A 23,292-nucleotide genomic window follows, 5' to 3' on the forward strand; every position below is an offset into this window, starting at 1 on the left:
CCGTCGGCGGCCATCAGTAGGCGTCCTCGCCGCGGACCAGGATGCGGCCGGAGTCCTCGCAGTAGACGATCTCGTCCTCGGGCGTCGCCTTGATCTTGGCGAGCTCGGTGGCGGGCACCGGCAGGCCGCTGCCCTCGGACCGCCCGTGCCGCAGCGCCGCGACGGCCACGCCGCCGAGCCGGCCGCGCAGCCGGTCGTAGAGCTGGATCAGCGGCTCCGCCAGCGGGGCGGCCATCGCGTCGCGCTGGGTCGTGACCTCGGCGGCCTGCTTCTCGATGATCGCCAGCTCGGCGTCGCGCTCGGCGACGACGGCCGCGCGGTCGTTGAGCAGCGCGGCGTGCGCGGTGGTGAGCTCGCCGAGGGTGCCCTCGTGCGCCTCCAGCCGCTCCATCGCCTCGAGCTCGACCTCCTCGAGGTCGCCCTGCCGGCGGGCCAGCGACACGAGCTCGCTCTGCAGCGCCTGCAGGTCCTTGGCCGAGCCCTGGCCGGAGTCGAGCCGGGTCTGGTCGCGCGCCGCGCGGTCCCGCACCTGCTGGACGTCGGACTCGGCCTTGCTGACCTCGCGCTGGATGTCCCCGACCGCGGTGCGGGACGCGGCGATCGCGGTGTCCAGGTCCGCCAGCTGCGCGTCGAGCTCGGCGATGCGCTTGTGCTGCGGCAGCGCGGTGCGCTTGTGCGCCAGCTGGTCGAGCCGGGTGTCGAGCCCCTGGAGGTCGAGCAGCCGCTTCTGGTCCTGCGGGGAGGCCTTGGTCACGGGTGGTGTCCTTCCGACGGTGCGGTGGTGCTGGAGGGCGCCGGGACGCGGCCGGTCCACGGGTCGGTGCGCAGGGTGCTCACGCGGGTCTCCACCGTAGTGCCGCGCGCGGCCAGGTCGGCGCGCAGGTCGCGCTCCGCGCCGCGCAGCCACGGCCACTCGGAGGCGAAGTGCGCGGCGTCGACCAGGTACGGCGGGCTGGCGGCGGCCCCGCGCGCCTCGAACTCCGCGCGCTCGCGCAGCTCGGAGGCGGGGTGGTGCCGCAGGTCGGCGGTGAGGTAGGCGTCGGCGCCGGACGACCGGACGTCGTCGAACAGCGAGTCGCCCGACCCGCCGACGACGGCCACCGTCCGCACCGTGGCCTCCGGCGGGCCGGCGTACCGGATGCCCTGCGCGGTGGCGGGCAGCGCGGCGGCGACCCGCTCCGCGAACGCGTGCAGGGTCAGCGGCTCCGCCAGGTGACCGACGCGGCCGGTGCCGGTCGGGCCGTCCCAGGTCGCGAGCTCCAGGACGTCGAAGGCCGGCTCCTCGTACGGGTGCGCGGCGCGCATCGCGGCGACGACCGCGGTGCGCAGCCGGCGCGGGGCGACCATCTCGACCCGCGCCTCGACCACCCGGGACGCCTCGCCGGCGCGGCCGATCGCCGGGGTCGCCGCGTCGGACGGCGTGAACGTGCCCTCCCCGGTGCTGGTCCAGGCGCAGCGGCTGTACTCGCCGATCGCGCCCGCGCCGGCCGCGGCCAGGGCGTCGACCAGGCGCTCGGCGTCGCCCGCGGGGACGAACACCACGTGCTTGTCGAGCGGCTCGGCGGGCGCCGGGACCAGCGGGCGCAGGTCCGCCAGGCCGACCAGCCGGGCGAGCTCGTCCGCGACCCCGCCCGCCGCCGCGTCGGCGTTGGTGTGCGCCGTGTAGAGGGCGACGCCGCCGCGGATCAGCCGGTGCAGCAGCGCGCCCTTGGCGCTCGTCGCGGCGACGGAGTGCACGCCGCGGAGCAGCAGCGGGTGGTGCACGACGACCAGGTCCGCGCCCCAGTCCAGGGCCTCGTCGACGACGGCGGCGAGCGGGTCGACCGCGAACAGCACCCGGCGGACCGGCTGCGCCGGGTCGCCGGTGACCAGGCCGACGCGGTCCCACGACTCGGCGGTGCGCGGCGGGTAGCGCCGCTCCAGCACGCCGACCACGTCGGCGAGGGTGGCGTGCGCGGACGGCGGGGTGGGCGGGGTCGACGGGGTGGGCTGGCTCACGCCGTCGAACCTACCGGTGCCCGTCACGCCCGCGCCGCCCGGGTCCTGGCTCGGTCCGGGCCGGTCAGGGCAGCAGCATCGACTTGATCGCGCGGCGCTCGTCCATCGCGGCGTACGCCTCGGCGACCTCCTCCAGCGGCAGCACCAGGTCGAACACCTTGCCCGGCTGGATCGCGCCCGACCACACCTCGGTCGCCAGCTCCTCGATGTACGCGCGCACCGGGGCGATCCCGCCGCGGACGCCCACGTTGCTGCCGAACATCTGCTGCACCGGCAGCTCCGGGCCGCCCGCGGGGACGCCGACGAACCCGACCTGGCCGCCCGGGCGCGCGGTGTCGAGCGCCTGCTGCATCGACTCCTTGGTGCCGACGCACTCGAGCACCTGGTCCGGGCCGACGCCGCCGAGCAGGTCGCGCACCGCCGCCGCACCCTCGTCGCCCCGCTCCGCCACGACGTCCGTCGCGCCGAACTCGCGCGCCAGCGCCTGCCGCGGCGCGTGCCGGGACAGCGCGACGACCCGCTCCGCGCCCAGCCGCTTCGCCGCGATCACCGCGCACAGGCCGACCGCGCCGTCGCCGACGACCGCGACCGTCGAGCCCGGGCCGACGCCCGCCGACAGCGCGGCGTGGTGGCCGGTGCCCATGACGTCGGTCAGCGTGAGGACGTGCGGCAGCAGGTCGCGGTCCGGGGTGTCCGGCATCGCGACGAGGGTGCCGTCGGCGAGCGGGACCCGGACGAACTCGCCCTGCCCGGCGTCGGTGAACACGCCCTCCGCGTCGTCCCCGCCCCAGCCGCTGCTGTGCACGCAGGAGGTCGGCACGCCGTTGCGGCAATGCACGCAGGTGCCGTCCGAGATGGTGAACGGCGCGACCACGAACTGGCCCGGGCGCAGCGTCCGGACGTCCGCGCCGACCTCCTCGACCACGCCGACGAACTCGTGCCCGATCCGGCGCGGCTGCCTGGTCGGCCGCACGCCGCGGTAGGGCCACAGGTCGGAGCCGCACACGCAGGACGCCACGACGCGCACGAGGGCGTCGGTGGGGCGCTGGATCGTGGGGTCCGGCACCTGCTCGAGGCGGACGTCGCGGGGGCCGTGGATGAGGGTCGCTCGCACGGGGGCAGCCTACGACCGCGCGCCCGGCGGGGCGTGTCAGTGGTCGTCGGTAGCGTTGTTCCATGGCACCTGACCTGCAGGAACACCCGGACGGCGACGTGGTCGCCGCCCCGGTGCTGCCGGTCTACGACGCCGAGGGCGTGTGCCTGACGGACTTCGGCCCGGACCCCGTGGTGGCGGCCGGGCGGGCGCCCAGGACGGGTGAGCAGCGGCAGGTCGAGGCGATCGCGGCGTGCCCGCCGGGGCCGGTGCTGGACGCGTGGTTGCGGGGCCTTGACCTGAGGGCGCTGACCTCGACGGTCCTGGTCGAGGTGGTCGCGGCCCGGGCGCGGATGGAGTCCTACCAGCACGCGGCGATGCTGGATGCGGCGGCCGAGCTGGCGCGGCGCGAGGAGATGCGCCCGGACTGGTCGCCGCTGGCGGGTGCCCCGCCGACGCAGCGGTGCGTGGCCGGTGAGGAGCTGGCGATGCGCCTGGGGTGGTCGCGGGTGTCGGCGACCAAGGTCATGCACCGGGCGGTGTTCCTGGACGGCCTGCTGGCGGCCACCCACGAGGCCTTGGAGACCGGTCACCTCGACGCGGCGAAGACCGAGGTGATCGTCCAGGGGGTCAAGGACCTGCCGTACCAGGCCGCGCAGGCGGTGGAGCACGCGGTGCTGCCCGATGCGCACCAGTGCTCCAAGGCCCAGCTCGAGCAGCGCGTCCAGCGGGCGGTGCGTCTGGCCGACCCGGACGGGGAGGCGGGGCGGCACGAGCGGGCGCGCCGGACCCGGCGGGTGGGGCACCCGCGGACCCAGCCGCACGGGATGGCGTCGATGTGGCTCGTCCTGGCCGCCGAGGACGCCACCCGGGTCGACGGGGTCCTGGACCACACCGCCAAGGCGGCGAAGGCCCTCGGGGACCGGCGGACCCTGGACCAGCTGCGCGCGGACGGGCTCCGCGACCTGGTCGTGGGGGACGTGCCGGAGTCGGACGGGCCGGCGTTCGAGGTCCACCTCGACCCGCCGCCGCCGGTGGTCCCGAAGCCGCGCCTGTCGCCGGACGACCCGCGCAGCCCCCTGTGGGGCAAGCCGGTGCCCGCGCGACCGGTCGATCCGGTCCCGACCGGCACGCTGGTCCCGCTGGACGCCACGACTCGGGAACCCGCGGCCGGTGCCACGCCCGCACCGCTCCCCACGGCCGCACCCGGGCCCGCCGACGGCGGCGCGTCGCACCCGCGCTCGCTCGGTGCCACGTCGACGACGCCCGCCGCCGAGGCGTGGGCGGTCGGCCCCGCGCTGATCGTCCCCGCCGCGTCGACCGAGACTGCGCCCGGCACGCAGCCGGCGCCCGGCACGCAGCCGGCCACGACCGCCCTCGCACCCACCACGTCGGGCCGCGGCTGCACCCGCTGCTCCGGGCGCCCCGGTGCCGAGGTCCGGATCACCGTCGCCGCCTCGACGCTGATCGGCCTGGACGACCAGCCCGCAGACCTCGAGGGCCACGGCCCGATCGACGCGGTCCGCGCCCGGGCCCTGGCGGTCGGCGGGGTCTGGCGGCGGCTGGTCACCGACCCGGTCTCCCACCGGCTGCTGGACGTCGGGCGCGAGCGCTACCGGCCCCCTGCCGCCCTCGATGAGTTCGTCCGCACCCGCGACGGGACGTGCGTCGCACCCGGCTGCGTCCGCCCGGCCTGCGGCTGCGACCTGGACCACACCGAGGAGTTCCACCCCCAGCCCGGCGCCGACCCCGACGCCGCCCTGGGCCGCACCGACGCGGACAACCTCGGCCCGCTGTGCCACCGGCACCACCGCCTGAAGACCGACGGCGGCTTCCGGCTCCGGCAGATCGAGCCCGGGCTGTTCGAGTGGCTCACCCCCACCGGGCACCGCTACCTGACCCGCCCGGGCACCGGGCGGTGCCACGACGCCACGGCGGACCCGTACGACGAGCCGCCCCCGTTCTGACGCCCCGTACCGCCCGGTACCGCCCCGAGCGGCACGCGCGCGCCGGCCCGGAACCGCGCCGCGTCGTCGATGTCGGTGGTGCGCGGCACACTGGGCTGCATGTGTGGCCGCTACGCGCAGACCCGGGCCGAGGACCAGCTCGAGCGCGACCTCGCGATCGACCGGATCCTCGGCGAGCACCCGGGACCGTCCTGGAACGTCGCCCCGACCCAGGACGTGCCGGTGGTGCTCGAGCGCGTCGAGGACGACGGCCCGCAGCGCCAGCTCCGGCAGGCCCGGTGGGGCCTCGTGCCGTCGTGGGCCAAGGACGTGTCGATCGGCTCGCGGATGATCAACGCCCGCTCGGAGACGGTGCTCGACAAGCCGGCGTTCCGGAAGGCGGCGGCGAAGCGTCGCGCGCTGGTGCCGATGGACGGCTACTACGAGTGGCAGGCCAACGAGCGCGGCCCCAAGACGCCGTACTTCCTGCACGGCACCGAGCCGCTGGCCGCCGCCGGGCTGTACGAGCTGTGGCGCGACCACAGCAAGGCCGACGACGACCCGACGCGCTGGCTGTGGACCGTCACGATCATCACGCGCCCCGCGACCGACAGCCTCGGGCACATCCACGACCGCTGCCCGGTGCTGCTGCCCGGCCACCTGTGGGACGGCTGGCTGGACCCGACGATCACGGCCGCCGACGAGGTCGGGGCGATGCTGGTGAACGTGCCGGAGCCGCACCTGACGCCCCGCGAGGTCGGCCGGGCCGTGGGCAACGTGGCGAACGACGGGCCGGGGCTGGTGGAGCCCGTGGCCCCGGAGCCCGGCTCCGCGGGCTGAGCCGCCGGCCCGTCAGGCCGCGGCGCGCGCCTTCGCCGCCCGCCAGTAGCCGCAGAACGTCACGTCCTGCTTCGGCACGCCCGCCGCGACCCAGTGCCGTCGTGCCGCGGCGACCAGGGACTGCTCCCCCACGACCCAGGCCGTGACCGGCTCGTCCGGCACCGGCAGCGCCTCGACGGCCGCGAGCGCCGCCGGCCCCGCGACGGCGTGCGGGTCGTCCCGCACCACCCAGCGCACCTGCACGCCCGCCGGGGCCACCACCTCCTGGACGTCGTCGGCGTGCGGCACCTCGACGACCGCGACGCCGCGCGCGCCCGCCCCGAGCGAGCCGAGGATGCCGGCGACGGCGGGCAGCCCGGTCTCGTCCGCGACGAGCAGCACCCGGTCGTGCGCGGTCGCCGCCGGGAACGTGATCCCCTCGTCGAGGATCGCGACCGCGTCGCCGGGCGCGCAGGTCTGCGCCCAGGTCGCGGCGGGGCCGGAGGTCCCGTCCTCGGGCGTGCCGTGCAGGACGAAGTCGACGTCGAGCTCCGGACCGTCGGGCCCGTCGGGCCGGTGGGCGCGGACGGTGTAGTTCCGCAGCACGGGCCGCTCGGTCCGGGCGATCGCGAGGTACTTGAGGTACGCGAGGGTGTCGAGCTTGTTCGGCAGCCGGGACAGCACCGCGTCGTCGGCGACGGGGATGAACAGCCGGAACCACTGGTCGTAGCCCATCGGCCGGAACCGGGCCGCGTCCCCGCCGCCGAGCGTGACCCGGACGAACCCGGTCGACACCCGCTTGGTGCGCAGGACGTGCAGGGTCAGCAGCTCGGTGACCTCGGGCTTGCGCCGGCCGGCGGTGATGTTGCTGCTGCGGGCCACGGGCGCGCTCCTGTCGTCGAATGTTGGTAAGGCTGTCCTTACCAGGAGCCGCGACGGTAGCAGCCGGGACCCGGGTGCCGGAATCCCCCGGCGCAGCCGGACGCGTCCCGCGGAGCCCGGGGCGCGCGGGACCACGCCGCCCCCGGCCGGGACGTCGGTCCGTGGCGGGTGGCGGCGGGAGGTGGCGGGATGGTGCGCATGGGGACCGGCCGCTCGGACGACGCCCCCGGGCCCGGGGTCCTGCTCTGCTGGATCCCGCTGGGCGCGGGCGGGCCTCGGGTCGTGCGCGCGAGCGGCCGCGCCTACGAGGCGGTCGCCGCGCTCCGGGACCGCCGGCGGCCGCGGGCGCTCGTGCACGCCGCGCTGCTCGTCCGGCCGGCGACCGGCCCCGAGGTCGCGGTCGAGGTGACGCCCGTCTGGGGCCAGCCTCCGGTCGACCGGGGAGTCGTCGCGACCGGCCCGGTAGGCGCGCGCCCGCTCGGCCGGTCCCGGCTGTTCCGCTACGAGGTGCGGTGCTGGGCGGGCGGCGCGGTGCCCGACCTGGCGTGGGCGCTGGCCCGGCGGCGGGTGTCCGCGGACCCGCGCGTCGCGGAGCGGCTGCTGGCGGCGGCGCCGGGCGTGCCGGCGCGGACCTGGGGCGGCCGGGCCCGGGGCGACCGGGACATGTGGACGTCGAACTCGGTGGTGGCGTGGCTGCTCGGGGCCGCGGGGCTCGACCCGGTGCCCCACGGTCCGCCGCCGGGCTGCCGCGCGCCGGGCTGGGACGCGGGCGTCCGGGCGGCGGCGGGACACGCCACCGCCGGGCGCGGCGCCGCGGACCCGTCGGCCGCTCGGCCTCCGACCTCCGGCCCCGCCGCCGACGACCGGCGTGGGCCGCGCCGGACGCCGTAGGTCGCGCGGTCAGGACACCCGGCCGAGCGCGATCGCCGCGTGCAGCAGCGCGCCCAGGGACTCGTTGTCGGTGATCGCGCCCGCGCGCACCAGGTCGAGCAGGTCGGGCCACCGGACCCGGCGCACGGCGACGATGCCCTCCTCGTCCTGCGCGTGCGCCTCGTCGGCCGGCCGCAGGCCCCGCGCGAGCAGCACGTGGCCCGGCGCGTGCGCGACGCCGTTGAGCGAGAACACCGGCCCGAGGTGCGTCCAGTCGTCGGCGGCGAGCCCGGTCTCCTCGCGCAGCTCGCGCGCCGCGGCGACCAGCGGGTCCTCGCCGTCCGACCCGCCCGCGGGCACCTCGAGCGACACCGCACCGGTCGTGTACCGCTCGACCTCGACCAGCACCACCTCGTCGTCGTCGGTCACGGGGACGACGAACACCGCCGGCTGCCGGACCTCCACGACGCCGTAGACCCCCTCGCCGCCGTCGGGCCGGGTGACCGCGTCCTCGCGGACCCGGATCCACGGGTTCTCGTAGACGGTGCGGGAGTCGTGGGCGTGCCAGGCGGACATGCCCGCCATCGTGCCAGCCGCGCGGACGAGGGGTGGAAGGTCAGCGCCGCCGGCCGCCCGGGCCGCGCGAGGCGTGCCGCGCCAGGTGCGCCGCACCGAGCGCGACCAGCCCGAGCCCGACCGCGCCCAGCGCCCCGGCGGCGAGGCCCGCCGCGTCCGAGCCGGTGGCCGCGAGGACCGCCGAGGCCGGGACGGCGGGGTCGGCGGGGTCGGCGGGGTCCGCCGCCGCCACGCAGGACGCCGCGCCCGGGTCCCCGGGCACCTCCTCGACCACCGCGGGGTGCTCGATCGTCCGCGCCGGGTGGTCGATCGTCACCGCCGCGTGGGTGATGGTCCGGGCCGGGTGGGTGACCGTCTCCGCGGGGTGGTCGACGAAGGCCCACTCCTCCGGGACCTCGACCGTCTCCGTCACCGCGTCGTACCGCTCGACGTGCGTCTCGGCCTCGTGCGGGATCGTCTCCGTCCACGCCTCGCGGTCCACCACGGTCTCGACCTCCGCCGCCCGCACGACGACCTGCTCCTCGCGCACCAGCACCCAGCCGTTGCCCGGGAAGGACGACTGGTCGGTGACCGTCCGCTCGCCGTTGCCGTTCTTCTGCCGGAACACCCAGTGGGTCTCCGTCACGGCCGGGTGCTCGACGGTGTGCGTCTCGGCGGGGTGGTCGATCGTCTCGACCCACGCCTCCCTGTCGACGACGGTCTTCTCGTACGCGGGCGACACCTCCCGCTCGACGGTGTGCGCGGGGGTCACGAGCACGCGCTCCGTCCACGCCTCGCGCACCGTCTCGGTCCACGCGGGCACCGTCTCGACCCGCTCCGGGTGCACGGTCTCGGTCCAGCCGGGCACGTGCTCGGTCCAGGCCGCGGCCCGCAGCACCGACCTCGACGCGGCGGGGGCGGCGGCCGTGCACACGATGCCGTGCCCGCCCGCCACCGACGCCGCCGCCAGGTCCCCCGCCGGCGCCGCGGGCGCGGCCGGGAGGACGAGCGTCGCGCCGGAGACGGACGCGGCGAGGACGAGGGCGAGGGACGACATGGCGGGCTCCCGGTGGTGGTGCGGGGGCGGCCTGCCCGCCCCCGTCGACACCCACCACGCTCTCGCCGCGGGCACCCCCGCGACCTCGTCCGTCCGGCTCGTCCCACCCGGTCCGAACGGATGCTCCTCGCCCCGGGCGCCCTCCCCCGCGGGCTCACCCCCCGCCCGGCGGCACCAGCCCGGCGTCGTGCGCCACGATCGCCGCCTGGGTCCGGTTCTCGACCCCGAGCTTGGTCATCGCGTGGGCGAGGTGCGCCTTCACGGTCGGCTCGGCCAGGTACAGCCGCCGCGCGGTGTCCGCGTTCGACAGCCCCTCGGCCACGCAGGCGAGCACGTCGCGCTCCCTGGCGCTCAGCGGCGCGACCCGGTCCCGGGCCTCCTGCGCCAGCCCCGACAGCGCGGGGCCGACGGCGTCGAGCAGCCGCCGGGTCACCGTCGGCGACAGCATCGCCTCCCCCGCGGCCGCGGCCCGGATCCCGCGGTGCAGCTCCTCGACGGTGCTGTCCTTGAGCAGGTAGCCGGCGGCCCCGAGCCGGAGCGCGGGGACGATGTACCGGTCGGACAGGAAGCTCGTCAGGACGACCACGGCCGCCCCGGTGCCGGCCCGCAGGATCTCCTCGGCCGCGCTCAGCCCGTCCATCACCGGCATCTGCATGTCGAGCAGCACGACGTCGGGCCGGTGCGCGCGCACCTGCTCGACCGCGGCCCGCCCGTCGGCGGCCTCGCCCACCACCTCGAGGTCGGGCGCGGCGGCGACGAGCCGGGCGATGCCCTCCCGGAACAGCGCCTCGTCGTCGACCACCAGCACCCGGATCACGCGGGCGCCGCCCGCCGGGGCAGCCGCGCGTCGAGCAGGAACCCGCCCGCAGGGGTCGGGCCGGCGTCCATCCGCCCGCCGACCAGCGCCACCCGCTCGCGGAGCCCGGCCAGCCCCGTGCCGCCGGTGGTCAGGCCGGTGGGCGCCGACCGCGCCCCGGTGGTGAGCACCTGCACGTGCAGCTCGGGGCCGGCGTCCTCGACCAGCACCCGGGTGCCCGCGCCGGGCGCGTGGCGGACCGCGTTGGTCAGGCCCTCGCGGACGACGCGGACCGCGGTGCGCTCGGCCGGGTCGGGCGGTTCGCGGTGCGCGGCGGCCACCACGGCGGTGACCGGCTGCCCGACGTCCCGGGCCGCGGCCACCAGCCCCTCCACCTCGGGCAGCGCGTGCCGGGCCAGCCCGTCCTCGCCGGGCTCCCGGCGCAGCAGCCGCAGCACCTCGCGCATCTCGTCCAGCGCCGCGCGCCCGGTGTCCCGGATCTCCGCGGCGCCGGCGTGCACGGCCGGGTCGTCGGTGGCGGCGTCCAGCAGGTTCGCGTGCAGCACGATCAGGCTGATCCGGTGCGCCACGACGTCGTGCAGCTCGCCGGCGAGCCGGGTGCGCTCGGCCCGGCGCACCGCGAGGGTGGCGGCCTCGGCGGCGGCGCGCTCCTGCGCCACCCGCAGCGCCGCGGCGGCGGCCGCGGCCCGCTGCCCGCGCCCGGCGAGCCAGGGCACCAGCACGTCGAGCAGCAGCACCAGCGGCACGGCGACGCCCGACCGGAACGCGGTCAGCCGCCAGGCGGGCCAGATCATCACCAGCGCCGCCAGCAGCCCGAGCCAGACGGCGCGCGGGCCGGCCCACCGCCCGACCAGGTACAGCGCGACCGGCGTCGCGACCACCGGGGACAGCAGGCACAGCGGCAGGCAGACCGCGAGCGCCACCGTCTCCCGGCGCAGCAGCAGGGCCGCCGCGCCGACCAGCTGCGCCGTCGCCTCCCACGCCACCGGCTCCAGCGCGACGCCCGCCCGGGCTCGGGCGACGACCAGCGCCAGGCCGGCGGCCGCGGCGACCGCCGACAGCGCGAGCCGCGGCGCGGTCACGGCGCGGTCGTCGGGCATGGCGACTCCCCCCGGTCGTCGGTGCTCGCGACGAGCCTCGCGCCCCGGCGGCCCCGCGGCGTCGTCCTCCGCGGGTGACCCGCGCGGTCCCCGTGACCGGCCACGACGCCCGGGGTCACCCGGCCCGGGCGATGCGCAGGCCTCGGCGCCGCGGTGAGGCTGGCAGCGTCCCACCCGGCGACGAGACCGACGAACCGACGAAGGAGCACGACGGTGGCCACTCTCAGCGTGTGGAAGTTCGACACCCCCGGCGGCGCGCAGCAGGCCGAGCAGGCGCTCGAGTCGCTGGCGAAGCAGGAGCTCATCCAGGTGCACGACGCCGCCACGGTGTCCTGGGACCCGGACAAGTCCAAGCCGAAGACCCGGCAGGCGCACAGCCTCGCCGCCGCGGGCGCCCTGGGCGGCACCTTCTGGGGCATGCTCTTCGGCCTGCTGTTCTTCATCCCGCTCATCGGCGCCGCGATCGGCGCGGCGGCCGGCGCGCTCGCCGGGTCGCTCACGGACGTCGGCATCGACGACGACTTCATCGAGTCCGTGCGCAGCAAGGTCACGCCGGGCACGTCGGCGCTGTTCCTGCTGTCGTCCGGCGCGGTGCCGGACAAGGTGTTCGGGGCGCTGAAGGACCAGGGCATCCACCCCGAGCTCATCCAGACCAACCTGTCCGAGGACGAGGAGGCGCGGCTGCGCGAGGCGTTCGAGGAGAACGCCTGAGCGGACGCCGGAGCCGGAGCGGGGACCGGGTGACGCCCCGGTCGGGAGGAGGACGACCATGACGAAGGCCTACGCCGCCCAGGGCACCCGGGTGCGGCCGCGCGAGACCGCCTGGGTCGGCTGGATCTGGTTCGGCGCGCTGATGATGATCCTCATGGGCCTGTGGGGCATGTTCAGCGGGCTGGTCGCGGTGTTCTCGCCGAACACCATCGTCGCCTGGACGACCTACGGGCTCGCCGCGGTCGACATCTCGACCTGGGGCTGGGTGCACCTCGCGGTGTCGGCCCTGGTGTTCGTGGTCGGCGTCTCGCTGCTGACCACCGCGGCCACCTGGGCCCGGGTGACCGCCGTCGTCCTGGTCGGCCTGGAGCTGCTGCTGCAGTTCGTCGCCCTGCCGGCGACGCCGTGGTGGTCCCTCGTGTCGATCGGGCTGTGCGTGACGGTGCTCTGGGCGCTGATCGTGCACGGCGGCGAGCTGCGGCCCGTGTCGACCTGACGCGGGCCGGGGCGCGACCGACGCGAGGGCGGCGGTACCCCCCGGGGTGCCGCCGCCCTCGCGTGCGCCGTCCGGCCGGCTGCGCGCGGGCGCCGCGGCGCGGCGCTGCGCCCGGCTCAGAGCAGGCCGCGCTGCACGGCCGTGCGCACCGCCGCCCGCCGCCCGTCGACCCCGAGCTTCCGGTAGATCGCCCGCATGTGCGTCTTCACGGTGTTGATCGACAGGAACAGCGACCCGGCGATCTCCTCCGAGGTCAGCGACGACCGCAGGCAGGCCAGCACGTCCCGCTCCCGCGGCGTCAGGTCCCACGCCGAGGCGCGCGGGGCCGGCGCCTCGTGCTCGGCGACCAGCAGCCGCGTGACCAGCGGCTCGTGCGCGCTCCCCCACTCCAGGTGCGCCGAGAGCAGCGGGTGCAGCGCGGCGGCGCGGTCGCGGAGCGGCCGGACCAGACCGTGCGGCGCTGCGGCGGCGAGGGCGGCCTCCAGGGCGACGTGCGCGGCCGCGTCGTCCTCGTCGGCGTGCAGCGCCGCGGCCGCCGCCAGGTTCGCGACCCGCACCTGGGCGGGCGTCCCGCCGAGGGCCGCGGACGCACCCGCCGCGGCGTGCTCCGCGGCCTGCAGCGCGCGCTCGGCACCGTCGATGTCGCCGATCCGCAGCAGCAGGTCGCTCTGCCAGCCGAGCGCCAGCGGGTCCGCGAACGCCACCGAGGACTCGTCGACCAGGGCCAGCGCCTCGCGCGTCCGGTCCTCGGCGCCGAGCTGCACCGCGGTGAGGAAGGACCGGAACGCCGTCAGGTGCTCGGGCGCGGACCCGTCCGGCCAGGGCGCGTCGGTGATCTCCCGCGCCCGCGCCAGCCCGGGCGCGTCGCCCTGGGCGAGGCAGACGATCGCCAGGATGCCCGCGGCGTGCACGGCGACCTCGCGCCGGTTCCGCCCGGCGGCCTCGATCGCGGCCCGCAGGTGGCCGGACGCGGCGCAGAGCTCGTCGCGCCAGTAGGACGCGATGCCGCAGGCCAGGTGGGCCACCGCGACGATGCTCGCGCCCTGCCACTCGTGCAGCGCCGCCGTGGCGAGCACGGCCCGCGCGCGGTCGAGCGCCCCGCCGACGTCCCCGCGCAGCGAGGCGGCGAACGCCTCCTCCGCCCGGCAGCCGAGCTCGAGCGCGACCCAGCCCCGCTCGGCCGCGAGGGCGCCCCCCTCCCCGAGGTGGACCAGCGCCGCCGGGTCCGGGCCGTACTGCTGCAGCTCGGCGCGGCCGACCAGGTAGAGCGCGAGCGCCCGGACCGCGTCGTCGGGCACCCCGCTGTCGGGCACCCCGCCGTCCAGCAGCGCCCGGCCGCGGCGCACCGACTCCTCCAGCGGCGGGCGGCCCGGGCCGAGGAACGTCCGCACCAGCTCGCCCACCCACGCCGGCCCGCCGTCGTCGCCGCCGGAGCCGTCGGCCTCGTAGGCGTGCGCGGCCGCGAGCGCCAGCAGCACGTCCGGGTCGCTGCGGTACCGCGGGGGCAGTGCCGCGCGCAGGCCGCGCACCTGGCCGACGTCGCCGCGCACCACCAGGTCCGGCCACCGCTCGCCCAGCACCCGCGCGGCCAGGTCGGGCGCGTGGCCGTCGAGGGCGTGCCGGATCGCCGCCGCCGGGTCCCGGGGACCGAGGTGCGCGGCGACCACCCGGTGCGCGACCCGCGCGGCGAGCGGGTCGCGCCGGGCCAGCACGGCCCGCGCGTGCGCCGCGACCAGCGCGTGCCACCGGTAGACCGGCCCGTCGCCGGCGTCGCCGACGTCGGTGAGGAACAGCCCGCGGCCGACGCACGCGTCGAGCAGCCGCGCCCCGCCGGGCACCAGCGCCTCGGCGAGCTCGGGGTCGACCTGCTCGGCGACGCTCGCGCGCAGCACGAAGTCGGCGAGGTCGTCCGGTAGCGACCCGACGACCTCCTCCACCAGGTAGCCGGTGATCGGCACGTCCCGGTCGCGCAGCTGCGCCAGCGGCTCGCCGGAGGCGCCCAGCACGTCGGCCGCGAGAGCGAGCCGCACGGCGACCGGCCAGCCGCGCGTCACCTCCCACAGCGCGCGCACCGCCGCGGCGTCGCCGGGTCCGCCCACCGCGCGCACCACGTCGGCGACCTCGTCCTCGGTGAACGCGAGCGTGCGTTCCCGCAGCTCCCCGACGTCGCCCGCCATCCGCATCCGGTTCACCGGCAGCGCGGCGTCGTACCGGCCCGCGAGCACGAACCGGGGCCCGGCGTACCGCAGCACCGGGCCCAGCACCTCGCGCGCCGTCCGGGCCGAGAGCAGGTGGACGTCGTCCAGGACCACGACCGTCTCCGGCGGCAGGTCCTCGAGGGCCGCGACCAGCGCGTCGAGCCGGCGCGCGACCGTCGCCGCCCCGCGGTCGGGCACGCCGTCGTCGGGGCGCGCCACGGGAGCGAACGGCGCGAGCGCGTCGCCGAGCACCCGGACGAGGCGACCGGGCTCGTCGTCCAGCGGGTCGAGCGACACCCACGCGACCGGGCCGGGCGTGTGCGCCGCCCACTGCGCGAGCAGGGTGGTCTTGCCGAAGCCGGCGGGCGCGCTGACGACCGTCAGCCGGTGCGCGGCCACCGTCGCGGCCAGGGCCTCGTCGCACCGCGCCCGCGCGACCAGCCCGTGCGGTGGCCGCGGCACGGTGAACTTCCCCCCGGGCGCCGCGCGGCCGCGCCGCGCCCCCGGACGGTCCCGCGGTACCGCTCCGCCGTCGTCCCCAGCGTCCATGTCCACGCCCCTCGACGCGTGCTCGACCTCACCGTAGACCGCCCGCTCGCGGGTCCGCGGTTCACCCTCCACCACGATGACAGGTCCGGGGTGATCGTGAGTCATGTTTTCCCCTGACTCCCTCACCCGCGGCGGGTGAGCGCGGGTCGGGGCGGTCGGCGCGGGGTGCGGTTCACGCGCCGCGGGTGAGGCCCGCACCGCCCGGCGCAGCTGTGCTGGTGGGCGTCGGAGCGGGACGGGTGCGAGGGCGGTGGGCGATGCCGGAGACCCTGCCCGCCCCGGTCCCCGTGCCGCACGACCCCGAGGTGGTGCGCGCCGCGGCGGAGGCCGCGGTGTGGGCGCACCCGGCGCTGCTCGGCTACCGCGAGCTGCGCACCGAGCTCCGGACCGGCGTCGCCGCGCTGGGGGTCCTCGACCACGACGAGGCCCCGCCCGAGCCCGGCGACGGCACCCGGCACGCCGACCCGCTGCTGCTGCGGTCGAGCGGGTGGCTGGACCTGCGGGCCGAGCCAGCCGTCGTCGGCCACCCCGACCTGCCGCCCGGGCTGTACGCCGGGGCCCAGGTGGTGGACCTGCTGGGCCGCACCGTCGGGCACCTGGGTGCCGTCGGCACCGGGCCGGACGGCGGCGACTGGGCCGTGGTCGGGCCCGGCTGGGAGGGTCCCCTGCCGCCCGGCGTGCGCGGGGTGCTGCGGCCGGCCTCGTCGCTCGTCCGGGTGATCACCCGCACCGCGGTGCCGGCGCCGGGCGACCTGCCCGCGGCGCGGGCCGTGCAGCGCGCGTTCCGGGTCCGGCCGCTGCACGCGCTGGGCGGCGTCACGCCGCCGCGGCCCGCGCCCTCCGTGGCCTGGCTGCCCTGGGACGAGGAGCGCGCCTGGGGCGCCGGCTTCGTGGACTACCTGGCCCTGCTGCTCCGCCTCACCCCGGCGCTGGACCCGGCCGACCGGGCCCGGGTGGGGCGGTGGGTGCGGCTCGGCGTGCTGCCGGGCGGCCCCGACGGGTGGGGCGCCGCGGGGCCGGACGCCCGCACGCGGGTGCTCGTCGCCCGGGGCGCGGCCCTCGGGGCGGCGCAGCTGGCCGACGCGCTGCGGCGCGAGGGCCTGGGCGGCGCCGGCTCCGGGGCGGCGGGGGCCGACGGGGCGGCCGCGCTGCGCCGGGCGGTCGCGGCCGAGCACGAGCTGCACGGCCCGGAGCCCGAGGAGGTCCGGGCCGTGCGCTGGCGGGCGCTGGACGGGGAGCCGCTCGACGGCCGCCGGCGGTACCGGCTGACGCTGCGCACGCCGCCGCCGGCCCGCCTGCACTGGTCGCTCGCGGCGTACGCGGAGCCGTCCGGCGAGCTCGTCGCGAACCGGGCGCGGCGGTACGCCCTCGGCCCCGGCGCGCCCGACCTGCCGTGGGGCCGCGACGGCTCGCTGACCCTCGCGGTGCAGCACGACGCCCCGGCCGACCCGGCGGGGCGGGCCGGCTGGCTCCCGGCACCCCCGGGGCCGTTCAGCCTGGTCCTGCGGCTCTACGCCCCGGTCCCGGACGCGGCCCCGGACCCGGGGCCCGCGTGGTCCCCGGCGCTCCGCGCCCTCGGCTGACCGCCGCCGCGGCCGGGCCGCGGCCGGGGTCGGGGCCGTGAGGTCGTCAAAACGGGGCGAGGTCGTCACTCGTACGTGACGACCTCGTGCGCTTGTGACGACCTCACCGCACGCGCCGCCCTCACGCGCGGCGGGACACCGCCTGGAGCTCCGCGATGTCCACCCCGAGGTCGCAGAGCAGCGCCACCACCCCGGTGAGCCCGGAGGCGTCGGGCACCTCGCAGGACAGGATCGCCCCGTCCCGAGTCGGCGCCGCCACGATGTCGGCGTACTCGCCCAGCCCGCCGAGGTCGCGCTCGGGGCCGACGACCCGGATGTGGTAGAGCACCGCGCCCCGCCCCCTCCCGCGCCGCGTCCGACCCGACGCCGCCAGCGTGCCGCCCGGCCCGCCCCGCGTCGTCACGCGGCGGGGGTGAGCCGCGGGCTCAGGACAGGACGACCGCGACGGCCGCCGGCGTCTCGGGGACCACCTCGTACGAGAAGCCGCCGCTCAGCTCCGCCAGCGGCAGGACCGTGAGCAGCGGGTCGGCGTCCGGGTCGGCCGCGTCCGAGCAGGCGACCTCGGCCTCGCCGGCGGTCGCGCCCCCGGACGTGACCGTGAGGTGGGCTCCCCGCCCGCCGTCCGACGCGCAGACGACCGTCACGTCGTACGCCCGGGGCGCGAGGTCGGACGTGGAGCCGCCGACCGCGGCGCCCGGCCGGCCGACGCTGCTCGAGCCGTGCACGAAGCCCTCCTCGGCCGCCATGATCCCGTCCGCGACCGCCGACACGCGCTCGCCGGCTGCCTCGGGGTCGAACCCGCCCCCGCCCGCGGCCTGCACGCCGAGCACCGCCGCGACGACGACGACCGGGACCGCGAGCACGGCCAGCGGGAGCCAGCGACGGCCCGGGCTCCGGCGGGCGGGCTCGCGGGGCGCGTCGTCGACCGGCTCGGTGGCCACGACGGCGAGCCGGTCGCGGGGGCGGGCGCGGTCGTCCGCGGCGCGGGCGGGGCGGTCGTCGTCGGCTGCCATGCACCCGAGCCTCCCACGCCCGCGGGGCCGCGCGGGGGCCGCGGCCGTTCCCCTGTCGCATCCGGGAAACGGTGCGAGACTTGGGACCTGGCCGCGTCGCCCCGGTGGCGACCGGCCGACCGCTCCGGCCCCGGGCGGCCGCAGCGACGCGTCGGGAGGCCCGTCCATGCCGCATCGAGCGGGAGCCATCACGGTCGGGACCGACGCGGGTCGGACGGTCGTGCGGCTGCGCGGCGACGTCGACGCGTCGCTGCGCGACGAGGCGAGCCGGGCGCTCGCGGTCGCGCTCACCGACGGCGCACCGGTCCTCCTCGACCTCGGCGAGGTCGCGTTCATCGACTCGACCGGGATCGCGTTCCTGATCCAGTGCCGCCGGGCGTGCGAGCAGACCGGGCAGGCGTGCACCCTGCGGGACGTGCCCGAGTCGACCCGGTACGTGCTCGGGCTGCTGGGGCTGGACGAGCTCGTCGGCGGGTGACGGGGCCCGCCGCGCCCGATCCGCCGCACCCGGCCCGCCGACGTGGCAGCATGACGCTCGTCCGGTGGACACGTTCGTGCGAGGGGGCGCGATGCGACGACCAGACGCCGACCCGCCCGGGGCGGCCGGCAGCACCGCGGGGGCGAGGGCGCCCGGGCGCGGCGGACCGGCGCCCTCCGTGCAGCTCGCGCTCGCCACCGTCGGGTTCGCCGTCAACTTCTGGGCGTGGGCGCTCATCAGCCCGCTCGGTCAGACCTACGGGGCGGCCTACGACCTGTCGGACGTCCAGGTGTCCGTGCTCGTCGCCGTGCCCGTGATCGTGGGGTCGCTGGGCCGCGTCCCGGTCGGCGCCCTGACCGACCGGATCGGCGCGCGGGTGATGTTCCCCGCGGTCAGCGCGCTCACGATCGTCCCGGTGCTGTTCGTCGGCCTGGTCGCGGACAGCTACCCGCTGCTGCTCGTCGGCGGGTTCCTGCTGGGCCTCGGCGGCACGACGTTCGCCATCGGGGTGCCGCTGGTCAACGGCTGGTTCGCGCCGGAGCGCCGCGGGACCGCGCTGGGGGTCTTCGGCATCGGCATGGGCGGCACGGCGATCTCGTCGTTCACCACGGTCGCGATCGCCGACGCCGCCGGCCGGTGGGCGCCGTTCGTCCTCGTCGCGGTGCTGCTCGCCGCGTACGCGGTCGTGTCCCGCGCGCTGCTGCGCGATCCGCCGACCCGGACCGCGACGACCGGGGCCGGCGGCCTGCTGTCCCGGACCTGGGCGACGCTGCGCATCCCGGCGACGCTGCAGCTGTCCTGGCTGTACGCCGTCGGGTTCGGCGGCTTCGTGGCGTTCTCGGTGTACCTGCCGACGTTCCTGTCCAACGCCTACGGGCTGACCCAGGGCGACGCCGCCGCCCGGACCGCGGGCTTCGTGGTGCTCGCGGTCGCCATGCGCCCCGTCGGCGGCACGCTCTCCGACCGGGTCGGCGCCGTGCCGGTCTCGGCGGTGTGCTTCGCCGCGGTCACGGTCCTCGCGGGCGTCGTCGCGTTCCAGCCCGACCTGGTGCCGGTCGGGACGATCGCGTTCCTCGGGCTGGCCGCCGCCCTCGGGGCGTCGTCGGGGGCGACCTTCGCGCTCGTGTCGCAGGTCGCCCCGCCGGGGACGGTCGGCGCCGTGACCGGGGTGGTCGGCGCCGCGGGCGGGCTCGGCGGGTTCCTCCCGCCGCTCATCATGGGCGCCGTCTACCAGCTCCGCGGCGACTACGGCACCGGGTTCGCCCTGCTCGCCGTGACCGCGCTCGCGACCCTGCTGTTCACGCTCGGGCCCGTGCGGCGGGCGACGGCACGGCGGGGCGGGTAGGCCCCGGCGGCGGCCCGGCCGGCCGGGCGTTCCGGCCGAGCAGCCACGTCGCGCAGGCGGCGACCAGCAGCGGCACCGCCAGCCCCACGCCGGTCGCGGGCACGACGACCCCCGAGTCGTTGATCGCGAACCCGAAGCCGAGCGCCACCGCCAGCGCGGTGAGCCCGCCGACCAGCAGCGGGGCGTCCGTGGTGAGCGCGCGGAGCGGCGCCCCGCCGGACAGCCACGCGTACGGGCCACCGTCGCTCGCGCGGAACGCTGAGCGGGCGGGCCGGCCGAGCAGGATCACGACCAGCACCAGCCCGCCGATCGCGAGCAGGGTCTGCTCGCTGCCGAGCAGGATCCGCAGGTTCGTCCCGGCCTTCCGCAGCAGGACCCCGCCGAGCCCGCCGTCCAGCACCGTCTCGACGAACCGGCCCAGGTGCGTCCGCTCGTCGGCCGGCCGCAGCCAGTCGAGGACGGACAGCACCACGGAGGCCGTGATCCCGGCCGCGACCACCAGCGTCAGCCGGCGCCAGCCCAGCCGCGCCCCCGCCGTCACGACGACCAGGACGAGGAAGCCCGCGACGACGACGGGCGGCCCGCCGAAGTTCGCGCCGGTGGTCGGCGTCGTCGACACGATCCCGGACACCACCCCGAGCGCCAGCAGGCCGGTCAGCGCCACCACGGCCGTGGCCGCCCGCCGCCGGCCCCGGCGCACCAGGGGGTCGACCAGCGCGACCGCGCCGAGGATCGTCGCGGTGGCGAACAGCGCGAGCGCGGGGTTGCCGAACCCGTAGAACCGCCCGGCCACCAGCGACCCCGGCCCCATCAGCGAGTCGAGCGACAGCCGCGCCCCGAGGGCCACGTCCAGGCCCAGCACGACCGCCGTGATCGCGGCGACCACGCCGACCGGACCGAGCGGGACCCGGCGCCATGCGGGCACCGCCAGCGCCGCCGCGCCCACGAGCAGCGCGAACGCGGCCACGAGCGGGCCCAGCACCCACCCCGGGTCGCCCGTGCGCCACCACGGGACGAGGTTCGCGAGGAAGGTCGCCACCGGGATGGCCGCCACCGCGACCGCGGCGACGCGGAGCGCCTCCAGGACGCCGCGCGCCTGCGCCTGCTCCTGGCCCGGGTGCGGGAGCGCGGTGCCGGTCCGGGTGCGACGGCGGACCCACGCCAGCAGCGACCGCCCGCGCCGGGTCAGGCCGACGGTCACCGCCGCGTACAGCGCGAGGTTGAGGCTCACCCAGAGCACGTAGAAGCCCGAGACGCGGGGCGCGACCGCCTGGGCCCGCCGGTTCTGGTCGACCAGCGCGGCGACCCGCTCCGCGCCGGTCCGGTCGTCGGCCGCGACCCGCACCGCCGAGCCCACCAGCGACCCCGCGGCGGCGTGGTCCCGGACGCCGAGCGCGTCCAGCACGGTCGGCGCGACGTCCGTCGTCTGCAGCAGGCCGGGCTGCCGGGTCGAGGCGGACCCGAGCAGGCCGGGCCCGGTCCCGGGGCCCGTCGCGGCGGCGACCTGGAGGTGCGCGCGGCGGCCCGAGTCGGCGACCGAGACCAGCAGCACGGCGGGCTGCTCGCCCGCGGCGCGCGCAGCCTCGAGCACGGCGCCGACGCGGGCGTCCACGGCGCGGACCTGCTCGGCGCGGTCGGGCTCGGCGACCACCTCGGGCCCGATCTCCTGGGCCGGGTCGGCACCGGTCGGGTCGGCCTCGGCCCCGTCCGCCGCCGCGCGGTCACCCGGGCCCGCGGCCCGGTCCCTGGTCGCGCGGCCGGGGTCGCGCACCGCCCCGGCGTCGACGACGACGAGCGCCGACCCCGCGAGGGCTGCCGCCGTCGCGTCGCGCAGGTCGTCCACGCCCTCGGGTCGCTCGACGTGCTCCCCCACCACCCGGCCGGCCGCGTCCGCGAGCGCGACCGCGGCGCCCGGCCCGATGCCGGTCGCCGCGACGCCGGACGACGCGAGCGCGTCCCCGAGCAGCCCGAGCCGCGAGTCGTACGCCGAGGCGTCGGTCGCGGCGACGTAGTCGGCCCACCCGGGCACCGCCCCCGCCGCGTCGGGCTCGGCCAGGGTCCGGCAGCTGCCGTCCGCGACCCGCGTGTCGTCGGCGCGGCCGCCCGCCCCCACCGCGAGCCAGCCGGCGCTCGGGCAGGTGAACGAGCGCACGCTCCGCACGACGGTGCTCCCGACCGCGCCCGTCGCGGCGAGCTCCGCCAGCGCGGGGGTGCCCACGGCGCTCAGGTCGTCCCAGCGCAGGCCGGTCACGCCGACGAGCAGGACCGCGGGGCGATCCGGCGCCGCGTCCGCCGCGGCGTATCCCGCGGCGGGCTCCGCGGCCGCCGACGCCGCGAGCGGGGTCACGAGCACCGCAAGGAGCAGGGCGGTCAGGGTGGCGCGGGCACGGCGGAGCAGCGGGGAGAGCGGGGGCACCGGTTCACCGTACGAGGCGGCACGCCCACCCTCCTCCCCCCCGCGCCGCCCGGGCGGCGGGCTGCCCGGGGCGTGCGCCGGACGCACACAGGATCGTCACCTGCGCGCCGGGCGCGGCCGACGGCGCGGCACCGGCCCCGGGCGGAGCGGGGCGCGCGCGTGCCGAAGGTCCGCCCGGCCCGCCGCGCCCGCCTGGGACACTCGACGCACACGACGAAGGAGAACCCCCGTGGCAGAGCTCGACCTCGCGACCGCCCTCGCGGACGGCCGCACCGAGTACGACAAGATGGTGGCCGGCGACTGGTACCGCTACCGGTTCGGCCCCGAGCTCGCCGAGCTGACGACGAGCACCCAGCGCACCTGCCGCCGGATCACGGCCCTCTACGACGAGGACCGCCCCGCGGCCGAGGCCCTGTTCCGCGACCTCCTGGGCACCGTGGGCGAGGGCGTCGACTTCCGCCCGCCGTTCTACCTGGACTACGGGCACCGCCTGCACCTCGGCGACCGCACCTTCGTCAACGCGGACTTCCTCACGCTCGGCGGCGGGGAGATCCGGGTCGGCGCGGACGTGCTGATCGGCCCGAGCGTGCGGCTGTACACGCCGACGCACGTCCTGGACCCGGAGCTGCGCCCGCAGGGCTGGGAGCGGGTCTCGTCGATCACGATCGAGGACGGCGTGTGGCTCGGCGGCAGCGTCGTGGTCTGCCCGGGCGTGACGATCGGGGCGCGGTCGGTGGTCGGCGCGGGGTCCGTGGTGACGAAGGACGTGCCGCCGGACGTGGTCGTGGCGGGGAACCCGGCACGCGTGGTGCGGTCGCTGCTGCCGGAGGGCGACGCGGTCGCCTCGTAACCCACGGGACTGGCGCGAATCCCGACCGGCCGTCCGGTGACAGCCCGGGGTGCCGCGTGGGAGGGTGACGCACCGCCCCAGGGACGCACGGTGGGATACCGTGCCCGGCTCCTGGGGCGGTGTCATGCCCGCGGGGCCGGTGGCGGGCCGGGACGCCGCCGGCGGTGTGCGCGGTGGGTCGGGTGGGCCCGGCCGGTCTCGAACCGACGACCTCCGCGGTGTAAGCGCGGCGCTCTGACCAACTGAGCTACAGGCCCCTGCTGCGGTGCGCAGCCTACCGGTGCGGGTGCCGCCGCCGGGCCGGCGCCCGGACCTGCGCCCGGCCCGCCACCGGCGACCCCGTCACAGCGCCGCGACCGCGTCCCGGTACGCCGTGAACGGCCGCGCGACCCCCGCGGCGGACACCGTCGACCACCGCAGCGCGCCGCCGGCGTCCAGCAGGAACGACCCGCGCCGGGCGTACCCGTCGACCTCGTCGAACACGCCGTAGGCGCGCGCCGCGGCCCCGTGCGGCCA

At 78.3% G+C, this 23,292-nt stretch carries 21 protein-coding genes and 1 tRNA gene; 9 read left to right on the forward strand and 13 right to left on the reverse strand.

The window, feature by feature from the left end:
- Window positions 1–13: 13 nt before the first annotated feature.
- The 3 genes from VER05_RS09040 to VER05_RS09050 form a co-directional block, all read right to left on the reverse strand.
- Window positions 14–754, reverse strand: coding sequence for a zinc ribbon domain-containing protein (locus VER05_RS09040; RefSeq protein WP_324845035.1), 741 nt, complete (start codon window positions 752–754; stop codon window positions 14–16).
- Complete coding sequence (locus VER05_RS09045; protein WP_324845036.1) at window positions 751–1,998, reverse strand: Nif3-like dinuclear metal center hexameric protein; 1,248 nt, start codon at window positions 1,996–1,998, stop codon at window positions 751–753. Before VER05_RS09045 ends, VER05_RS09040 begins: the two co-directional genes overlap by 4 nt.
- A gap of 64 nt (window positions 1,999–2,062) precedes the next feature.
- A complete protein-coding gene (locus VER05_RS09050) occupies window positions 2,063–3,112 on the reverse strand; it encodes a zinc-dependent alcohol dehydrogenase family protein (protein WP_324845037.1) in 1,050 nt (349 codons plus the stop codon).
- Between the two features lie 62 nt (window positions 3,113–3,174).
- On the opposite strand from VER05_RS09050, the gene VER05_RS09055 reads away from it, so the two are divergent.
- Both VER05_RS09055 and VER05_RS09060 read left to right on the forward strand, forming a co-directional pair.
- Window positions 3,175–5,058: an HNH endonuclease signature motif containing protein gene (locus VER05_RS09055; protein WP_324845038.1), complete on the forward strand. Its 1,884-nt coding sequence runs from the start codon at window positions 3,175–3,177 to the stop codon at window positions 5,056–5,058.
- A gap of 99 nt (window positions 5,059–5,157) precedes the next feature.
- The gene (locus tag VER05_RS09060; protein ID WP_324845039.1) at window positions 5,158–5,877 is read left to right on the forward strand and encodes an SOS response-associated peptidase; all 720 of its coding nucleotides are present in this window, start codon (window positions 5,158–5,160) and stop codon (window positions 5,875–5,877) included.
- 12 nt (window positions 5,878–5,889) lie between these two features.
- On the opposite strand, the gene VER05_RS09065 is transcribed toward VER05_RS09060, so the two are convergent.
- Complete coding sequence (locus tag VER05_RS09065; protein WP_324845040.1) at window positions 5,890–6,738, reverse strand: siderophore-interacting protein; 849 nt, start codon at window positions 6,736–6,738, stop codon at window positions 5,890–5,892.
- A 189-nt stretch (window positions 6,739–6,927) separates the two neighbouring features.
- Here VER05_RS09065 and VER05_RS09070 point away from each other — a divergent pair, with 189 nt between their 5' ends.
- The gene (locus VER05_RS09070) at window positions 6,928–7,629 is read left to right on the forward strand and encodes a hypothetical protein (protein ID WP_324845041.1); all 702 of its coding nucleotides are present in this window, start codon (window positions 6,928–6,930) and stop codon (window positions 7,627–7,629) included.
- A gap of 9 nt (window positions 7,630–7,638) precedes the next feature.
- Here VER05_RS09070 and VER05_RS09075 read toward each other — a convergent pair whose 3' ends face one another.
- From VER05_RS09075 to VER05_RS09090, 4 genes are all read right to left on the reverse strand, one after another.
- Complete coding sequence (locus VER05_RS09075; protein ID WP_324845042.1) at window positions 7,639–8,184, reverse strand: NUDIX hydrolase; 546 nt, start codon at window positions 8,182–8,184, stop codon at window positions 7,639–7,641.
- Window positions 8,185–8,224: 40 nt separating this feature from the next.
- Entirely contained in the window at window positions 8,225–9,220 is a 996-nt protein-coding gene (locus tag VER05_RS09080; RefSeq protein WP_324845043.1) for a hypothetical protein, read from the reverse strand.
- A 154-nt stretch (window positions 9,221–9,374) separates the two neighbouring features.
- On the reverse strand, window positions 9,375–10,037 hold the full coding sequence (locus VER05_RS09085; RefSeq protein WP_324845044.1) for a response regulator transcription factor: 663 nt from the start codon (window positions 10,035–10,037) through the stop codon (window positions 9,375–9,377).
- Window positions 10,034–11,137, reverse strand: coding sequence for a sensor histidine kinase (locus VER05_RS09090; RefSeq protein WP_324845045.1), 1,104 nt, complete (start codon window positions 11,135–11,137; stop codon window positions 10,034–10,036). The genes VER05_RS09085 and VER05_RS09090 overlap by 4 nt, the downstream gene beginning before the upstream one ends.
- Window positions 11,138–11,350: 213 nt before the next feature.
- Between VER05_RS09090 and VER05_RS09095 the strand changes: the two genes are divergently transcribed.
- Window positions 11,351–11,848, forward strand: coding sequence for a DUF1269 domain-containing protein (locus tag VER05_RS09095; RefSeq protein ID WP_324845046.1), 498 nt, complete (start codon window positions 11,351–11,353; stop codon window positions 11,846–11,848).
- Between the two features lie 58 nt (window positions 11,849–11,906).
- Window positions 11,907–12,344, forward strand: coding sequence for a DUF7144 family membrane protein (locus tag VER05_RS09100; RefSeq protein ID WP_324845047.1), 438 nt, complete (start codon window positions 11,907–11,909; stop codon window positions 12,342–12,344).
- Between the two features lie 116 nt (window positions 12,345–12,460).
- Here the strand turns inward: VER05_RS09100 and VER05_RS09105 are convergent, their stop codons facing one another.
- Window positions 12,461–15,004, reverse strand: coding sequence for a LuxR C-terminal-related transcriptional regulator (locus VER05_RS09105; RefSeq protein ID WP_324845048.1), 2,544 nt, complete (start codon window positions 15,002–15,004; stop codon window positions 12,461–12,463).
- Between the two features lie 344 nt (window positions 15,005–15,348).
- On the opposite strand from VER05_RS09105, the gene VER05_RS09110 reads away from it, so the two are divergent.
- Window positions 15,349–16,674 (forward strand): DUF1214 domain-containing protein, encoded by a 1,326-nt coding sequence (locus tag VER05_RS09110; protein WP_324845049.1) that lies wholly within the window; start codon window positions 15,349–15,351, stop codon window positions 16,672–16,674.
- Window positions 16,675–16,795: 121 nt separating this feature from the next.
- Here VER05_RS09110 and VER05_RS09115 read toward each other — a convergent pair whose 3' ends face one another.
- Complete coding sequence (locus VER05_RS09115; RefSeq protein WP_324845050.1) at window positions 16,796–17,002, reverse strand: hypothetical protein; 207 nt, start codon at window positions 17,000–17,002, stop codon at window positions 16,796–16,798.
- A 97-nt stretch (window positions 17,003–17,099) separates the two neighbouring features.
- The gene (locus VER05_RS09120; RefSeq protein ID WP_324845051.1) at window positions 17,100–17,687 is read right to left on the reverse strand and encodes a hypothetical protein; all 588 of its coding nucleotides are present in this window, start codon (window positions 17,685–17,687) and stop codon (window positions 17,100–17,102) included.
- A 166-nt stretch (window positions 17,688–17,853) separates the two neighbouring features.
- Between VER05_RS09120 and VER05_RS09125 the strand changes: the two genes are divergently transcribed.
- Together VER05_RS09125 and VER05_RS09130 are read left to right on the forward strand one after the other, a co-directional pair.
- The gene (locus tag VER05_RS09125; protein WP_324845052.1) at window positions 17,854–18,165 is read left to right on the forward strand and encodes an STAS domain-containing protein; all 312 of its coding nucleotides are present in this window, start codon (window positions 17,854–17,856) and stop codon (window positions 18,163–18,165) included.
- Between the two features lie 91 nt (window positions 18,166–18,256).
- Window positions 18,257–19,510, forward strand: a complete 1,254-nt coding sequence (locus VER05_RS09130; RefSeq protein WP_324845053.1) for an MFS transporter — start codon at window positions 18,257–18,259, stop codon at window positions 19,508–19,510.
- On the opposite strand, the gene VER05_RS09135 is transcribed toward VER05_RS09130, so the two are convergent.
- Window positions 19,464–21,926: a hypothetical protein gene (locus VER05_RS09135; protein ID WP_324845054.1), complete on the reverse strand. Its 2,463-nt coding sequence runs from the start codon at window positions 21,924–21,926 to the stop codon at window positions 19,464–19,466. The genes VER05_RS09130 and VER05_RS09135 overlap by 47 nt on opposite strands.
- A 229-nt stretch (window positions 21,927–22,155) precedes the next feature.
- Here VER05_RS09135 and VER05_RS09140 point away from each other — a divergent pair, with 229 nt between their 5' ends.
- Window positions 22,156–22,776 carry a sugar O-acetyltransferase gene (locus tag VER05_RS09140; protein WP_324845055.1) on the forward strand — a complete coding sequence of 207 codons (621 nt, stop codon included), beginning with the start codon at window positions 22,156–22,158 and terminating at the stop codon, window positions 22,774–22,776.
- Between the two features lie 183 nt (window positions 22,777–22,959).
- On the opposite strand, the gene VER05_RS09145 is transcribed toward VER05_RS09140, so the two are convergent.
- Window positions 22,960–23,033: transfer RNA gene (locus VER05_RS09145), tRNA-Val, on the reverse strand.
- Window positions 23,034–23,292: the final 259 nt, after the last annotated feature.

This window comes from Cellulomonas sp., assembly GCF_035634735.1.
In the GTDB taxonomy this organism is placed as follows: domain Bacteria; phylum Actinomycetota; class Actinomycetes; order Actinomycetales; family Cellulomonadaceae; genus Cellulomonas.

What these genes read in the sequence shown, in the direction of transcription:
- VER05_RS09055 (WP_324845038.1), top strand. Translation starts at nt 3,175, where the DNA reads ATGGCACCTGACCTGCAGGAACACCCGGACGGCGACGTGGTCGCCGCC.
- VER05_RS09100 (WP_324845047.1), top strand. Translation starts at nt 11,907, where the DNA reads ATGACGAAGGCCTACGCCGCCCAGGGCACCCGGGTGCGGCCGCGCGAG.
- VER05_RS09120 (WP_324845051.1), bottom strand. Translation starts at nt 17,687, where the DNA reads ATGGCAGCCGACGACGACCGCCCCGCCCGCGCCGCGGACGACCGCGCC.
- VER05_RS09090 (WP_324845045.1), bottom strand. Translation starts at nt 11,137, where the DNA reads ATGCCCGACGACCGCGCCGTGACCGCGCCGCGGCTCGCGCTGTCGGCG.
- VER05_RS09070 (WP_324845041.1), top strand. Translation starts at nt 6,928, where the DNA reads ATGGTGCGCATGGGGACCGGCCGCTCGGACGACGCCCCCGGGCCCGGG.
- VER05_RS09060 (WP_324845039.1), top strand. Translation starts at nt 5,158, where the DNA reads ATGTGTGGCCGCTACGCGCAGACCCGGGCCGAGGACCAGCTCGAGCGC.
- VER05_RS09075 (WP_324845042.1), bottom strand. Translation starts at nt 8,184, where the DNA reads ATGTCCGCCTGGCACGCCCACGACTCCCGCACCGTCTACGAGAACCCG.
- VER05_RS09110 (WP_324845049.1), top strand. Translation starts at nt 15,349, where the DNA reads ATGCCGGAGACCCTGCCCGCCCCGGTCCCCGTGCCGCACGACCCCGAG.
- VER05_RS09130 (WP_324845053.1), top strand. Translation starts at nt 18,257, where the DNA reads ATGCGACGACCAGACGCCGACCCGCCCGGGGCGGCCGGCAGCACCGCG.
- VER05_RS09080 (WP_324845043.1), bottom strand. Translation starts at nt 9,220, where the DNA reads ATGTCGTCCCTCGCCCTCGTCCTCGCCGCGTCCGTCTCCGGCGCGACG.
- VER05_RS09125 (WP_324845052.1), top strand. Translation starts at nt 17,854, where the DNA reads ATGCCGCATCGAGCGGGAGCCATCACGGTCGGGACCGACGCGGGTCGG.